Genomic DNA, 15893 nt, shown 5'->3' on the forward strand with positions numbered 1-15893 from the left:
TGTTTTTTCTTTAGATCAAATTTAAAAAACGGCACTCGTATTATCGTGAAAAGGTGATTATATACGTTGATAAGATTATAAAAAAATGATATGAAAGAAGATTAACGGAAATAAAAAAGCCCGTTTCATATAAATGAAACGAGCTTTAAAATTGTGGAACTTTGGGGCGCATTCACAATTTATCAAATAATTTATTTTGGCATTATTGGCGTCATAATACGTCTCGTTGGTGTGCTTAATGTTTCGATAAAAGCCAATAAATCGCTGATTTCTTCTTTGTTTAAATTTAATTTTTTAAGTACCGGATCTACTTTTGGAATCAGGGAATCTCTTGCCGTTCCCAGATATTTTTTCTGAATAGGAGAGGGATTTCCTCCATTATACAATTCAACAACATCTAACAGAGACGGAAAATGTCCGTGATGCATCCAGGGTTTTGTGTTGGCGACTTCACGAAGTGTTGGCGTTCTGAATTTTCCAATATCTTTTACATCTTTGGTCACATTATATCTTCCAAAATCTTCATTTTTAGTTCCGAATAAAGTTTGACCGTCGTTATGAAACTCATTGTCGCTAAAATAAGGCGTGTTGTGGCAATTGATGCATTGCGCTTTGGTTCTGAACAAATGCAAACCTTTGACCTGAGCATCTGTAAATGCTTCAGATTTTCCACTAATGAAATTGTCAAATTTACTTTTCGGACTATTAATAGATCTTTCAAAAGTAGCAATGGCATATTGAATTCTTTGCAGATTCACTTTTTTGTCTCCAAAAGCATCTGTAAAAAGAGCATTATATCCTTTAATCTTTGCAATTTTATCAACAGCAATCGTTAGTTTTTCATTCATTTCCAATGGATCTCCAATCGGGAATTGTGCCTGATCTTCCAGACTGGAAGCTCGGCCGTCCCAAAATAAAGTTTTGGCATACGCCGAATTTAAAATCGTCATCGAATTTCGTTTTCCCGTTTGGCGATCATGACCAAAAGAACGCGTCAAATTATCTGTCCAGCCCAATTCAGGATTATGGCAGGAAGCGCAGGCAATTTGTCCACTCAAAGACAATCTCGGATCAAAAAACAATATTTTCCCCAAAGCTTCTTTCTCTTTCGAATACGGATTGTAATCCGGATACGGAACTGCAGGCAAAACGCCAATATCCTCAAATTTAGATTTATCGATACTTTCGTGTAATTCTGCCGCAGGCCATTTCGAAGCATCACCGCCTGAATACAGTTTTCTTAATTCTGTAATATCAATATAATCTGGCTGTTCAACGCTTTTGTAAGCTGTTAAACTTAGGAGAAGGACGATAGGTATTATTAAGGTTTTTAATTTCATATTTATTTTTTGTTTCAATTTTCAGGTTTCAAGTTGTGACAGAAGGTGAAACCTGAAACTTGAAACTTTTTTAATTTAAAACTTAAAGAGTAACTTCTTTAGGGCAAGCGTCGTTTATTGGGTCTATTTTTGGATATGTTTTGTTGTTATACATTTTATATTGTGTAGAAACCGTTCCTCCAAAAAGTTCCTCATTGGTTAGTTTTAACTCAAAAGAAATTTCAAACAAACCGGTACTAATTTCTTTATAAGTTCCTTCACCAGCTATAGCAATAACATGAGATACTTTAGTAGTTCCAATCGTTATATATTGCGGAATAACAAGTACTTTTCCATCGGTTTTGCTGTTTCCATTTGTTGGAAAAAATTCAAGAGCCGAAGTAATATTAAATCCGGGAGAATATTGCGCTGCTGTACTTTCGTTAGAAAAAATCTTTTTAACCCAAATGAATTTGTTGTGTTTGTTCCGGTTACAACATTAAATCCAATTATAAAAGCGTCATGATAAACATCATCAGCGGTATTGGTTGTACCCTTATCACTATATAAAATAGCATTTTCGTTGTCTTTTGTTACTACTAAAGGAAACGTAAAGGCATTAAAAGTCTGCCATGCACATGTACCGCTTTTATCAAACCAATGCTCGCCGTAAGTCAGGTAAAACTGATTTGATAAATCATAAAATTTAGATGCCGGATTGGCCTGAACATCTCTTGGTGATTTAATTGGTTTTATAATTTGTAGAATAGTATTTCCGGTAGCGGTGTAATTTGTTGTATTGTTTAAAGTAATATCAGTTACATAACGAACATCATCATTTTGAATATCTTCTAAAAGCGTTAAATGATACGTAATTGAGCTTCTGTCATCCCCAAAATCATCGTGTGTTAAAGAATATTCAAAACCATTAAGAAATGTAAATATATCAAGATTTTCAATCTCAGATGGTAAGAATCCATTTGGGAAATTGATTTTAAAATCTACTGTTTCTCCGGCAACTCCTTTAATATTAATTCGGTTTACAGGAAAAGTATAAGTCGTGCTTATTTCTCCCAAATTTACTGTAAATACGTCATTTACCGCAGATGTATTCAAATTACCAATGTGAATTGCCGGATCTGAAGTTTCTTTAAGTTTTAGTGTAATACTTTGATTTGGCTGCCATCTTTTATCAAAAGAAAGAAAAATGGTATCAGTAAGTTTTGTTCCTTCAAATAATAATTTATCAACAGGATTTAAAGTAAAATCATCTTCACTTCCGGTTGTTGTTACACTAAAAGAAGCTTCTACAGCATTTTTTAAATTTGTAGAGGTTAGTGTTACTGGTATTTTTAAAGTTTTCACAGATTTATTATCGTATGTACTGGCAGGCAATAATGAAGTATTTATTGCTGGATATTCTAACGGAATACCAGTGCTTGTAGTCTGGAAATTAAACCTGATAAAGGGATCTATGTTTTTAGAATCTAATTTGTAATCATCTTTTGAACATGAAGCAAATAACGTTAAAACGATACTTACAGCTATAATTTTAATATGATTCATTTTGTTTTAAGTTTGGGTTAACAATAATAGTGCTTCGTGGTATTGGCAATACAAATTTTGGCGACGGATAGGTTAAACCGCAACTAAGAGATATACAGCCATCATTACGGGAAATATCTTTTTTATTTCTGGCAATATCAAAAAACAGATGACCTTCAAAACACAATTCTTTTCTTCGCTCAAGAAACAATGCCTCTTTCAAATCTTCAGTATCTGTTAATTCACTTGCATTTGCCCGGGTTCTTATGGTATTAATATCTTTTTTTGCCTGATCAGTATTATTTAGTTCCAATGCTGCTTCGGCACGAATTAAATATTGTTCGCTCAATCTAAAAGCAACGTATCCCGGATTTCCCTGAAATTTTTTAGTAAAATAATAATTTTGTTTGATTTGTTGATTGTTGACCAATGTTGATAATGGCTTTTCTAAAAACAATTGTTTTCTAATATCTGTTGTTTCATACAAACTTAATAAGTCTTGCGATGCGACATAATTGGAGTAACTGGCATCGCTGGTATAACCAAAATAGGAAGATAATGATCCACTGGCTGTTCCGTCTGAACCTTTTGGAATCGAAAATTCTAATAAAACTTCTGAAACAGGAAGATCGGGTTGTTCCCATTGCGCAATATAATCAGCAGAATTCATTAAGCTTACGCCAGAATTTACAATTACATCATTTGCAGTTTCATAAGCATTTTTCCAGTCTTTTTTAGACAAATAAACTCTTGCCAAAAGTGCTTTTGTATTTTTAGTATTAAAAAAGGAATAAACCGGACCTTGCAAAAGTGAACTGTCAGAATAAAGATTTAAAGCTGTTGTTATATCCTTAATGATTAAGGAATAAGTGTTTGCAGCGGTTTCTCTCGAAGGATATTGAATTCCTTCGGTAATAGATTTTGTATTATACACAATTCCCAAATGTGATGCGTCATCAGTATAACCATAATTTTGACTGTATATTTCACTCAATAAAAAGTGCACATATGCTCTTGCTGTTAAAGCTTCGGCTTTTATCTGGTTTTTTTCAGCTTCAGTGGCGTCTGTTAAAGCATCTGTAAATTCTAAAATTAAATTGGCCTGATTGATAATATCATAACTATCGCCATAAAAAATTGAGAAGTTAGACTCATCAGCAATATCTCCAAAAGAATACAGATTTTTAATGTTAGTCGGAATAGTCAATTGTCCTTGAGAACCATTTGTTAATGATGGACTAAATTTTAAGTTTCCCCCTGCAAATCTGCATAAACAGCAAAACGTTCCCCTCTAACATCCGTTTCAAGATCGCCGTATATACCATTTAAAGCCTGTAAAACACCTTGTTTCGTTTTTAATTGCTCAGTAATTGAAATTTGAGTTCCAGGTTCCTGTTCTAAAAAATCACTACAGCTTTGCAGCAAACAAATTGCTGCCAAAAGCATAAGAAACTTAAACCTCTTTATATTTTTGAAGTATTTCATCTTTTTAAAATTTAGTATTAATTCCACACGAAATAGTTCTGGCTTGTGGATAAGTGTAATTAAATTCTCTAATGCCATTCATCCCGGAAGGACTTTTTTCTTTGTACCAGTAAAGCACATTAGAAACATCTGCAAAAAGAGTTAATGTATCAAGAAAAGTGTTTTTTAAAGGAACATTATAGCTCAGGTTAATATTGCTTATTTTAATGTACGAAGCATCATAAACATATTTACTCATGTTAGAAATTATGGTATTATCTCCAGGAGAAGGCTGTGAAACTATATCTCCTTGGTTTTTCCAATAATCATAAGCGTTGACAGACATATTTCTGTTTGACGAAGTTCTGTATTTTGCTACTATTTCTTCTGAAACCAATTTATCTCCACCCCACTGGAAAGCACCATTAATTGATAAAGTAATTTGATTGTTTAATGAAAAAGAATTGCTGAAACCACCAAAAGCTTTTGGCTGTAAATCTCCAATTGGCACCCAGTCAGCCTCGCTAAATGTTCTTGCATAAGTCGTAGAATCATACAGCTGTCCATCTTTTTTAATAAGATCTCTGCCCGTTGCAGGATCAATTCCTACCCAGTTTACACCCCAAATTGTAGTGGTACTGTAACCTGTTTTTTGTGCAAGTGCAAGGTTTGCGATAGAATAGTTGCTTCCTAAACCAACTAACTCGGTTACTTTATTGTCTACAGTTGATATATTAAATGCTGATGTCCACTTAAATTTACCTTTTTGAAACCATTTTATTCGCGTTGAAAATTCGAAACCTTTATTATACATGCTTGAAGCATTTAATTGTACCGTTCCATATCCTGTTTCAGTTGGGATATTTCTACTTGTAATCAAATCTTGTAAGTCATCATAATAATATTCTAATGATAATTCAACAGTATTAAATACATTAAAATCAATTCCTGTATTAAATTTTAGGTTTTTTTCCCAGCTTAGATTTCCGTTTGGTGCTGCACTTGGATTAGCTTCAAGATATCCGTTATATCCATTTTGCGAAAGCGTATAAAGTCCTTTTGAGCGATAAGAACCTATTCTCGAATTTCCTGTTGAGCCATAACTAATTTTAAGTTTTAATAAATCTATCCATGAACTTGATTTTAAAAAATCCTCGTTGCTTGTAATCCAGGCCAAACCTGCGCCGCTGTTGTAAGCAACGTTGGTATCATCTCCAAAAACAGAACTTTCGTCACGTCTAAAATTGACTAAAGCGTAATATTTCTTTTTATAATTATAATTGATTTGTGTAAATAAAGAAACTCTTGAATTATTACTAAAATCAGATCCTCTAACTTGTCTGGTCGTTCTTTCATCAACTAACGGAGTTGTGGTGTCATCATCCTGAATGGCGTCTTCAACTCTGTTAATTACATTTGGATTTGAAAAACCGGAAGCCGATGCATAATCAAAATTGGTTTTTTCTTCAGAAAGCTCAAAGCCTATTACGCCATCAATACCATGATTTGGATTGATTTGTTTATTATATAGCATTTGTCCCTGCCAGTTCCATTTGGTTGAATTTCGGTTATTAAAAAGTCGTCTTCCCCAGTTTGGATAAGTAGTGCCATTTAAAATAAAAGATCCGTTATTTTGCCCGCTTTCGTTTTCGCCAGAGAACCAGCGATCCTGAACTTTATCAACATAATCCATTCCAAATAAAGTAGAGAATTTTATGTTTTTATTTAGCTCATAAGCTACATTCAAACTTCCTAAAAGTCCACGTGATTCAGTCTCATTTTTGTTTTGCTCAATTGCTGCCAATGGATTTCCTCCTGTATTACCACCGGATACACCTAAATTGGCATAAGTTCCATCAGCATTGTATGGAGATATAGTGGGCAAATAAGCAAAATCATAATAGATGTTTGGAGCATCTTTTTTAATATAACTAGGATTAAGCGATAAATTAATATCCCATTTTGATGCACGATAACCTAAGTTTATCCCTCCATTAAGCTGTTTTGTAGTATTTCCTACTTGTGGTTCATCAATATTTAAATAAGAAATATTGGTTCGGTAAGAGAATTTTGAAGTGGCTCCTGAAACATTAAAATTATACTTATTATAAATGCCAGATCTGTTTAATAAACCAAACCAATCTGTATCAACACCATTGTAAGCAACTGGAACATAACCGGAAGTTGTATTTTTTAAATATTGATTTCTTACTTCTGTATATTGTTCTCCGTTTAAATATTTAATTTGATTTATTGCAGAAGAAACACCAAGCTGATTGGAGAAACCAAATTTAGCTTTTCCTAATTTTCCTTTTTTGGTTGTAATCAAAATTACACCATTTGCACCATCGGCACCATAAATACCAACAGCTGCGGCATCTTTTAAAACAGTGAAATTTTCGATATTATCAGGCGAAATCATTGCCAATGGATTTGACAATCCTTCTGCGAGTCTTCCTCCGTCAAAATATTGGCTGTCAATTCCAGTTTGTTCACTCATAATTACACCATCAACTATAATTAAAGGTTGAGTAGATGTACCTAAAATGGAATTACTTAACGATTTCAAACTTCCCTGTCCACGAATATTTATTTTTACAGGACCACCAACTCCAGAAGTGTTTTCAATTAAAACTCCCGCAATTTGTCCTTCCAGCATTTTATCAACGCTTTCTGAGGCTTGCTGCACCGGAATATCTTTAGCTGTAATTGTGGAAATACTCCCCACAATTTCTTCCTTCAGTTTTGTAGTTCCGTAAGATGACGTAATCACAACGGGATTTAATTCGTCTACAGATTCTTCAAGATAAAACGCAAAATCTTTCTTGTTTTCTGCCTTTTGAGATTGTGGAATCATTCCTAAAAAAGCAACTTCCAGAACAAGATTATTGATGTTATTTCCTTTTAGCTGATAAGCAAATTTTCCATTAAAATCGGTTACAGCACCCATTCCAGTTCCTTTTATGCGAATTGTGGCACCTGGAAGAGGCAGTTTGTCTTTGGCACTATAAACGGTTCCGGTAATGAATCTTTCTGTTTCCTGCGAAGAATTATCTGTTGAAACAGGAGTGGAGCTAGTTAGTAAAACCTGCTTGTTCTGAACGTAAAACGAAATATTTTTTCCTTTAAACAATTGCGTCAAAACAGTTTCTAAAGTTGCATTATCTACATCAATAGACGCTTTTTGATCGGCGTCGATTTTACGGGCATTATAAATGATTCTGAAATTACTTTGCTCTTCGATAGCTTTAATAATTACAGTTAAAGGCTGCTCTTTTTCATGTAAAGTAATCGTTTTATTCTGGGAAAAACCTTTAAAACCAGATATGAACAGGGCTAGGAAAAATAGCATTTTCCTTAAATTGGGTATCGTAAATGTCATGTTTTTAGTTAATTATGGAATATTGGTAATAGTAATAGTATTTTCTTTTATTGCGTAATTAAATGGAGTGTCGCGTTTTAGCAATTCTAAAATATTCTCGACGCTCGACTCACTAATTTTTATAGAACCGGTAAAATTCTGTCTGGCCAAATCAGAATTTTCGTTGATGATTTTTACATCATAAGTGCGCTCTATAATTTTTGCAATAGTTGAAAATGGGGTATCTTTAAAAGCAATATCGCCTTTTGTCCAGGCCGAATAAATACTTGTATCTACGAATTTGGTGGTGATTTTTTTCGAATTGTTTTGCCATGTCGCCATTTGGTTTGGCACCAATAAAACAGCATTTGATTTGTTTTCGGCTTCTGCCATTTGAATACTTCCTTCGACCAAAGTGCTATTTACTGTTGGGCTTTCAGGATAAGCGCTTACGTTAAATTTTGTTCCCAAAACTTCAACTTCGACTTTGTTGGCGTGCACAATAAAAGGATGCGTTTTGTCTTTGACCACTTCAAAAAAAGCTTCACCGGTCAGATAAACATTTCTTTTTCCGTTTACACCAAATTGCTCCGGATATTTTAAAGTAGTTCCCGAATTTAAACTAATAACCGTTCCGTCTGAAAGCTGTAGTTTAAATCTTTTTCCGTACGGAACCTTAAGTGTATTATACACCACTTCCTGGTCCTGAACTTTTCCGAAGTAAATAATTTGATTTGGAAATTTTTTGGCAATCAAATCTCCTTTGTCATTTACTACTTTCGATTGGTTATTTGAAGTAATTAACTCTGAACTTCCGTCTGCGAGTTCTAACACAATTTCTTTTGAAGATGCTGTTTTTTGACTATAATTAAAAGCTAGTTTTGCTAATCCGAAGAGGACTAAAAATACGGCAGCAAATTTTAAGTAGGTTGTTAGTTTGTTTTTCTTTTTGATTGAAATTACAGGAATAGCTTCACTCGAAAAATCTTCAGACAACGAAGTTATTGCCCAGGTCTTTTTTAAATTTATAAACTGTTTTTTATTTTCTTCCGAAGCATCGATCCATTCAAAAAGAGTTTGAATTTCCTGTTCTGAAGCTTCGTTCGATAAATATTTATAGATTATTTCCGATATCATTTTTTGGTTTTTAATCTTTTGGTTTTAGTAAGTACACTTCAGAAATAAAAAACCCTACCTTTTATTTTTAATTATTACAAATAAGAATAAAAAGTAAAAATAAATAATCAGATAATTTTGTTTTTAAAATCTTCAAAGCCTTTGTCATATGGGCTTCTACAGCTTTTAAAGTCACTTGCATTTCTTCTGCTATTTCTGCATTTTTTTGTTCTCGAATCGTTTTTTTATAAAAACTTCTCGGGTTTTAGTTGGAAGTTCGTTGATCGATTCGTGAATAATGCGTTCTAATTCGGTTAATTCTAAAGTGTCAAAACTTATCGAATTCAGAATTTCGATATTAAGTTCATTTTCTTTTACATTTAATACATCATTCTTAAACCGATCTTTAACTTTGTTGTGCCTTATGATATTTAAGCATTTTGATTTGGCGTAAGTGTATAGAAAAGATTGAATTCCGTTTATAGAATCAACACTTTCCCTGTTTTGCCATAAATAAAGCAAAGCTTCCTGAGCCAGATTTTCTGCTTCATCTTTATCATAAACAAACTGAACGCTAAAAGCCTGAATCCGGCGGAAATATTTGTCGTAGAAATAAGTAAATGCAGCCTGATCTCCTTTTTTAAAAGATTCAAAAAGATTAAGTTCAAAACTGTTATTATCAATCATCGAAACGGATTTCTGTTTTTGGAAAAGCAATATAAGTAATTTTTAAAAACTACTCGTTTTGCTCAGAATCCGGCAAATATAAAATATTATTTATACTAATTCTAAATAAAATTCAAATAAAGAATATTTACAGAAAAATTATTCAGAATAAGCGTAAAAAAAAATTCCCACCATATAAGTTATATAAGTTCATATAAACTTTGGGATAATTTAAAGCTTAATATAGGTCATCAAATATTAATCACAAACTTAAACTTATACAAACTTGTATGGTTAAAAAACTGTAAAAGTTTATGAACTTATATCATGAAAAAATATTTAACCTATAAAGAGAGTATTATATGGTCTTAATTAAAGTTTAGTTTTAATCTGCGCAAAGTTTATATGAACTTATATACTTATATGGTGAATAAAATCATTAGTTAATTATCAAATCGATATCTTGAGATAATCCTGTATCAATTTCGCCTTTTGTTCTATTTGTCATTGTATACGGAGAAAGTCTGCCGTTTTTAATGATTTCTTCCTTCGAATAAACTAAATCATAATACGTAATCAGATCGTCCGGATTTGTTGGTACAGTGGTATTTTTTTTAGTCGCCGGAATATCCTGATAATAATATCTCGACTTTTTTAGATCTGGATATTTGCTTATTAAATAGTCGTTTATGGTATATGTTGCGCCATCAATTTTGTATAAATCTTCTGTTAGTATTCCGGTAATCGTGAGATTTTGAATGTTTTGTTTTAAGTTTTTATAAGCTTCTTTTGTAGTCGAAAAATCAGATTGCAAAAGGTTATTTTTATCAGATAATTTTCTGATTACCGAAAGTCTTACCAAATCGCCGTTTATTTCAATTACTTTAAAAGCAAAATAATAGTTCTGCATGCTTTGGCTTCCGTTTGAGCCTCTTTTTTTGCTAAAAATAAAACTGCCCAATTGTAGTTTATGTTCCGGACTATTAATTGCTTTTTTCCATGCATAAGGTTTGTAAACGAATTGTTTAAGAATGTAGAAAACCGCAATAACAAGTAAGCTTACTAAGATTATTTTTTTCATTTATCGTTGGGGTGTATTTTACCGCAAAGTACGCAAAGTTTTTTTATCGCAAAGAGCGCAAGGTTTTATTAAAAGCTGTTCTATTAATCGCGCAAAGTCGCAAAGCCGCAAAGAAAATAAACTTTGCGGCTTTGCGACTTTGCGCGAAATAAATTATCAAAGCTTTGTACAATCTTTGCGAATCTCTGTGGAAACCTTTGTGAATCTCTGTGGTAAAACTCACCATAAAGCTTAGCGTACTTTGCGGTTAAAAAACGTTACGCTTAAAATTTCGCCATCCAAAACCAATCAGCAATAAATTGAAAAGGAGTAAAGGAACAAAAGACTTCGTAAAACTTATTTCTGATTTATCACTAAAAGTTTCAACCTTAAATTTAGACCAGTTTTCTTTTTCTACCGGAGCATTATCAAATATCTTCGGATAAAAATACAATCGCATTTTTTCATGAAAGTCTTTTGTTTTTTGCATAAACAAAAGTTGATTTCCCAAATCAGATTTTGCAATTTCATTCAACTGAATCTGTGTGTGCAAAGTCGGAATAAATTGTGCAATTGTCTGGCTTGCCTGATTTCTTTGTGTCAGCTTGGTTTCTAATTCTTTTGACTGAATTGCCGATTCGTCGTCACCCATTTGCTGCATGGCATAATACCAAAGCCAGCTAAATTCCTTATCCGGCAAAGGATAACTTTTAAATTGAGGATAATGCTTGTAGAATTTATCAAGCGTTGTTTGCTTATCCATATCCCATTTTTCATGATAGGCATTTCGCTGTTTCAATGTAAGTTCCAAAGCTTCGGGAACCGGATATTTATTTACAATATAAGTATTGATTGTTGCCGGTAAAATAATAATCAGAAACAGCCAAATTGTTAACAAAATAACCGCATTAAAATTTGAATTCTTTTGCAATGAAACAATAAAAAAGCAAACCGAAAACCAAAAAAGAAGATACAAAATACTGATTGTGTAAAATGTAAAAAGTGATTTGTTAAATGGAATATTCAGTATAAAAATGGCAATCAAAGTTACAATTGTTAGTAATGCAATTAAACTTAAAATTCTAATATAGAATAGTTTAATGATGTATAAAAATGTATTATCAGTTTGTGTTGCTACAATTTTCCAGGTTCCGCTTTCTTTTTCTTCAGAAACAATATTATAGGTAAAAGCGATTATTAAAAGTGGAAAAAGATAAACCAAAACAAAACTAAAATCAATATTTCCTAATAAAAGATTACTCGGATTATTTAATTCCGAATCATATTTCTGCCCTTCTAAACCACGAATCGTAACACTTTGAATCGACGGGTTTACGTCTCGCTGTCCAATTGCCAAACTGTTTATCGGGAAAGTTTTATTGACTAGCGAAAACTTGACATAATAGAGCAGAAGCCCAATTTCGTCTTTATGAAAAGCTGCATTTCGCGCAATATGTTCTTTTTGATATTCAGCAGCTTCGGCGATATTTTTAGTTTGTTTTTCCTGAAATTGTTTTCCAATTAAAAGGCTTATAAATCCGATAAGAAATAGAAACAATAATCCAATTTTTGTTCCTTTCGATCGAATGAAATTTTTAAATAGTAATGCTAACATATTAAATGGCTTTAAGATTTTTTGAGGCTATTTTGATGAAAATAAACAGTAAACTAATCCACAGAAAAAGAGAAATGACCGAAGTGATTTCATTTTTTAAAATTGCCCGGATTCCTTTTGGTTCATAATGAAATTCCTTTACTTCTGCCCAATGATCTTTGCCAATTAAAGCCGGTTTACTTTTATCATTACTGATATATTTAATTTGTAAAGCATTCATTTTTTGAGCCATATTATAGCGATAGGTTTCGGCTTGTTTCTGGAAATCGATATACGAATCATAATCGGTATTTGACAAGGCCATAGAGAGGTTTTTCATCGCGATATACGGATTTAAAAATGACATGGCTCTGGAAAAACTGTTTTGTTTTTGGTAAACATGAAGTAAAGTATCCAAATGTCTGTTGTAAATTTTGGCGCTTATTTTTTCGCCCTCGGTCATGATAAAACCGGAATAATTAAAAGGCAATTTTTGAACCGAATCGACTTTGTAAACCGCAAGCAATGAATCTTTGATTGCCTTGTAATGCAAATCATTCGGATTGTGGCTGTCTCCTTGTTTCAGAATATCTTTTTCGATATTGCTGTTAAATTCTATTTTGGAAGGAGCTTCAAAAATATAAGCGCCAATTGCCTGTGTAACTCTTGGTAAAATAATCGTAAAAAGCAGCCAGATTCCGATAAGGGAAATCAAAGCTTTTTTTGAGGTTTTGCTTAAAGCAGAAATCAGAACCGCGATGACGCAAAAGAATATTAAATACAAAAAATGAAATACAATAAACAGAATCATCTTAATCGTTTCATCAAATGAAATGGTGAAGTTTTGAAGCACTAACCAAATGAAAACCAAAACGATAATTGTTGGGATAAACAATATCATAATTACAGCAGCAATGCCGAGAGTTTTACCTAACAAAAGCTGTTTCCAGTTAATTCCCTGACTTAAAAGCAGTTTTAAAGTTCCGTTTTCTCTTTCGGCGGCGACCGAATTAAATCCGAAGAAAAAATCAGCAAAGGCAATAAAATTTGCAAAATCATGGCAATGCTAATTTCGCCAAAACGTAACATACTGTTAGAGAATCCGGCTTCAGAAAAATTGGCTGTATTTTGTTTGTGAGCTTCCAGGAAAATGGCATTTCCAAAAAACGGTTCCATTCCAAATTCAAAAACACTTAGTGAAGTACTTTTTCGGAAAGCAAAATTGCCGTAATGTGCCATTCGGTGCGGGTTTTTATCCGGATTTTTCAACCAGTCTTCGCGGGATTCGTGCTGATATTTTGCGCTGGTTTCGTTTTGATTGGTATAATTTTCCCAGCCTGAAAAAACGGCGTAAGCGAGTAAAATACCAATAAAAAAAGTAATTATAAAAACAGCCGAATTCTTAAAAGCTGAATTTTTTAAATGTTTTGCAATTAAAATTTCTACGTGTAAAGACATGGCTTTTATTAAAATTTATAAGTTAAAGTAAGCGTTGCATTTCGTGGCGCACCAGGAAATAAACGCAGATAATTTTGTGCACCCAGCCAATAGGTTTTATTGAAAATATTGCCCGCATTAATGGCAATTTGCATATTACTGTTAGTGGGTTTGTAATATAAAGCGGCATCAAAAACGGTAAAATCAGGAAGGGTAAAATCTCTTGTAAACCAAGGAATTTTGCTGCTTTGATACTGCATTCCCAAACCAATTCCAAAATCATTTAAAACAGAATCAGAGTTAAAATTGTAGCGTGTCCATAAATTGGCGCTGTTTTTTGGTGTATTTTGTTTTCTTGCGCCAATTAACGAAGCATCACGATCATTTACAATTTTGGCATCGATGTAACTGTATGAAGCGTTGATTTGCCAATCGCGCGTGATATATCCCGCCAAATCGCACTCAAAACCACGGCTTCTTTCGGCACCTCTTGTTACCAATAAATCAGGATTTGCAGGATCATTGGCATTCATCAAAATATTACGCTGATTGATTTCGTAAACTGCTGCATTAAAACTTATTGTGTTGTCCAAAAAGGTTGCTTTTAAACCTGCTTCTTTCAAATTACTTTCAAGCGGATCAAATAAACTTCCGGCTGGTAAAGTACCTGTTTGCGGCATTAAAGTAACCGTGTTCGATTGTGGCTGATAGCCTTCCAGATAAGTTGTATATACGTTAATAGCTTTATTTACAGCATAAGTAACACCAACACGAGGCAGTAAAGCTTGTTTTTTTACTTTTAGTTCGTTGTTGGTTTCATAATTTGTAATGTCTTCAAACCACTCGTTTCTCAAACCCAACAAAAAAGTAAATCTTTCCCACTGAATCATATCCTGAATATAAATGGCATTGGTTGTCGTTAATGCCGATGGAAGGGCTGTTCTCACATTCAAAGTATAATCTTCGGGGCTTCGAACGGTGTATACCGGATTATTTAAGTTGAAAAAATTTACATTTGGTTTTGGCAATACAACACCGTCAACCGTTATGGTTTGGTAGTTTGAAGCGTTTGCAGGAACAAAAGTGCTGGCAACAGTTCCGTCGTTTAATAAATATCCTCTTGCTGCATTTTGTCCGCCGCCTTTGGTTTTGTTCCAACTGCTTAAATCGTAACCCGCCAGTAATTTATGTTTTAGACTTCCGGTTTTTAGGTCGAAATTAAAATAAGTACTTAAATTGTCTACGTTCCAATATTGCTCGCGCTGAACAAATTGCATCATCGCCAAACTGGTTACGGGCTGATTGTTCATATCGACCGCAAAAGCATTTGTTGTTCTGTGTTCCTGAAGATCTTCTGTCCAGGATTGTTTCATATATTGGGCATTAAAACCAATTTTTGAAGTGAATTTATGCGCAAAATTGGTCATCATAATAAGTTCTTTCGACTTAAAAAAATCACTTGGCGCACCCAAATTCAAACTAATTGGTGTTTTATTTAAATTGGTAACTCCGGCAACAGCACCAAAAATTGGCTGACCACGATCCAGAATTCCAGTCATATCGCTTAAGATTAATTCGGCGTTAATAGCCGTTTTTTCATTGGGAATATAACTGAACGATGGAGAAACCAAAAACGATTTATTGCCCACTAAATCACGAAACGATTTGGCTTCCTGATACGCTGCATTTACGCGATATAAAAGTGTTTTTGATTCGTTTAAAGGTCCCGTAAAATCTAATGTTCCCCGAAAAGTACTGAAACTTCCGACACTTAAAGTTACTTCTTTTCGGTCTGTCGCCAAAGGTTTTTTGGTAACCAAATTAATACTTCCGCCCGGATCTACAGAAGAAAATGTCGCACTCGACGGACCTTTTATTACTTCAACACGTTCAATATTTGTGGTCAAAGGCTGAAGAAAATAATATTGGCGCGTTCGCATTCCGTTGATGATCTGACCTTCTTCATTCTGGCTGATTCCGCGAATGGTGTATTGATTGTAATAACTTGACGGAATTACACCACTTGTCATTTTTACGGCATCGGCGAGATAAAAAGCAGCTTTATCGGCAATTAATTCTTTGGTGACAGTCGAAATAGATTGCGGAATATCTTTGTTTAATGCCGCTGTTTTTGTCGCTGCAAAAGAATAATCGCTGTTGTATTTTTTGGTAGACCGGCCTACAATTTCTACGGTTTGCAATTCGTTGAGTGCTTCTGTTTTGATGGAATCTTTAGCAATACTATCATTAATTTTATTGGTTTGAGATTGTACGTAATGTGTCCCAATTATTAAAAATATAAAGGAAAATAGCTGTTTCATTTTTATGTTG

General features: G+C 33.4%; 13 protein-coding genes. All 13 read right to left on the reverse strand.

Translation table 11 applies throughout. The features are described 5' to 3' along the window. Nucleotides 1-191: 191 nt before the first annotated feature. The 13 genes from ACZZZT_RS14225 to ACZZZT_RS14285 all read right to left on the reverse strand — a co-directional run bounded on the left by ACZZZT_RS14225 (nt 192) and on the right by ACZZZT_RS14285 (nt 15883). Nucleotides 192-1340, reverse strand: coding sequence for a cytochrome-c peroxidase (locus ACZZZT_RS14225; RefSeq protein ID WP_463460866.1), 1149 nt, complete (start codon nt 1338-1340; stop codon nt 192-194). Between the two features lie 82 nt (nt 1341-1422). Beyond that, nucleotides 1423-1569, reverse strand: a complete 147-nt coding sequence (locus ACZZZT_RS14230; RefSeq protein ID WP_463460867.1) for a hypothetical protein — start codon at nt 1567-1569, stop codon at nt 1423-1425. Nucleotides 1570-1643: 74 nt separating this feature from the next. Next, a complete protein-coding gene (locus ACZZZT_RS14235) occupies nt 1644-2885 on the reverse strand; it encodes a hypothetical protein (RefSeq protein WP_463460868.1) in 1242 nt (413 codons plus the stop codon). Continuing rightward, nucleotides 2872-4071, reverse strand: a complete 1200-nt coding sequence (locus tag ACZZZT_RS14240) for a RagB/SusD family nutrient uptake outer membrane protein (RefSeq protein ID WP_463460869.1) — start codon at nt 4069-4071, stop codon at nt 2872-2874. The genes ACZZZT_RS14235 and ACZZZT_RS14240 overlap by 14 nt, the downstream gene beginning before the upstream one ends. Nucleotides 4072-4109: 38 nt before the next feature. Further along, nucleotides 4110-4349, reverse strand: a complete 240-nt coding sequence (locus ACZZZT_RS14245; RefSeq protein WP_463460870.1) for a hypothetical protein — start codon at nt 4347-4349, stop codon at nt 4110-4112. A gap of 4 nt (nt 4350-4353) precedes the next feature. Continuing rightward, nucleotides 4354-7680 carry a SusC/RagA family TonB-linked outer membrane protein gene (locus tag ACZZZT_RS14250; RefSeq protein WP_463460871.1) on the reverse strand — a complete coding sequence of 1109 codons (3327 nt, stop codon included), beginning with the start codon at nt 7678-7680 and terminating at the stop codon, nt 4354-4356. A 42-nt stretch (nt 7681-7722) separates the two neighbouring features. Beyond that, nucleotides 7723-8826, reverse strand: a complete 1104-nt coding sequence (locus ACZZZT_RS14255) for a FecR family protein (protein ID WP_463460872.1) — start codon at nt 8824-8826, stop codon at nt 7723-7725. Nucleotides 8827-9015: 189 nt separating this feature from the next. Beyond that, nucleotides 9016-9492 carry a sigma factor gene (locus ACZZZT_RS14260; RefSeq protein ID WP_463460873.1) on the reverse strand — a complete coding sequence of 159 codons (477 nt, stop codon included), beginning with the start codon at nt 9490-9492 and terminating at the stop codon, nt 9016-9018. A gap of 418 nt (nt 9493-9910) precedes the next feature. After that, nucleotides 9911-10552: a hypothetical protein gene (locus tag ACZZZT_RS14265; RefSeq protein WP_463460874.1), complete on the reverse strand. Its 642-nt coding sequence runs from the start codon at nt 10550-10552 to the stop codon at nt 9911-9913. 247 nt (nt 10553-10799) lie between these two features. Next, nucleotides 10800-12146 carry a DUF3526 domain-containing protein gene (locus ACZZZT_RS14270; protein WP_463460875.1) on the reverse strand — a complete coding sequence of 449 codons (1347 nt, stop codon included), beginning with the start codon at nt 12144-12146 and terminating at the stop codon, nt 10800-10802. 1 nt (nt 12147) lies between these two features. Next, nucleotides 12148-13167, reverse strand: a complete 1020-nt coding sequence (locus ACZZZT_RS14275; RefSeq protein ID WP_463462437.1) for an ABC transporter permease — start codon at nt 13165-13167, stop codon at nt 12148-12150. Further along, a complete protein-coding gene (locus tag ACZZZT_RS14280) occupies nt 13101-13583 on the reverse strand; it encodes a hypothetical protein (protein WP_463460876.1) in 483 nt (160 codons plus the stop codon). Before ACZZZT_RS14280 ends, ACZZZT_RS14275 begins: the two co-directional genes overlap by 67 nt. Nucleotides 13584-13591: 8 nt before the next feature. Continuing rightward, nucleotides 13592-15883: a TonB-dependent siderophore receptor gene (locus ACZZZT_RS14285; protein WP_463460877.1), complete on the reverse strand. Its 2292-nt coding sequence runs from the start codon at nt 15881-15883 to the stop codon at nt 13592-13594. Nucleotides 15884-15893: the final 10 nt, after the last annotated feature.

Source organism: Flavobacterium sp. AC274, assembly GCF_979258275.1.

Coding starts and splice junctions, on each gene's coding strand:
- ACZZZT_RS14225 (WP_463460866.1), bottom strand. CDS start 1,340: ATGAAATTAAAAACCTTAATAATACCTATCGTCCTTCTCCTAAGTTTA.
- ACZZZT_RS14235 (WP_463460868.1), bottom strand. CDS start 2,885: ATGAATCATATTAAAATTATAGCTGTAAGTATCGTTTTAACGTTATTT.
- ACZZZT_RS14245 (WP_463460870.1), bottom strand. CDS start 4,349: ATGAAATACTTCAAAAATATAAAGAGGTTTAAGTTTCTTATGCTTTTG.
- ACZZZT_RS14250 (WP_463460871.1), bottom strand. CDS start 7,680: ATGCTATTTTTCCTAGCCCTGTTCATATCTGGTTTTAAAGGTTTTTCC.
- ACZZZT_RS14255 (WP_463460872.1), bottom strand. CDS start 8,826: ATGATATCGGAAATAATCTATAAATATTTATCGAACGAAGCTTCAGAA.
- ACZZZT_RS14260 (WP_463460873.1), bottom strand. CDS start 9,492: ATGATTGATAATAACAGTTTTGAACTTAATCTTTTTGAATCTTTTAAA.
- ACZZZT_RS14265 (WP_463460874.1), bottom strand. CDS start 10,552: ATGAAAAAAATAATCTTAGTAAGCTTACTTGTTATTGCGGTTTTCTAC.
- ACZZZT_RS14270 (WP_463460875.1), bottom strand. CDS start 12,146: ATGTTAGCATTACTATTTAAAAATTTCATTCGATCGAAAGGAACAAAA.
- ACZZZT_RS14280 (WP_463460876.1), bottom strand. CDS start 13,583: ATGTCTTTACACGTAGAAATTTTAATTGCAAAACATTTAAAAAATTCA.
- ACZZZT_RS14285 (WP_463460877.1), bottom strand. CDS start 15,883: ATGAAACAGCTATTTTCCTTTATATTTTTAATAATTGGGACACATTAC.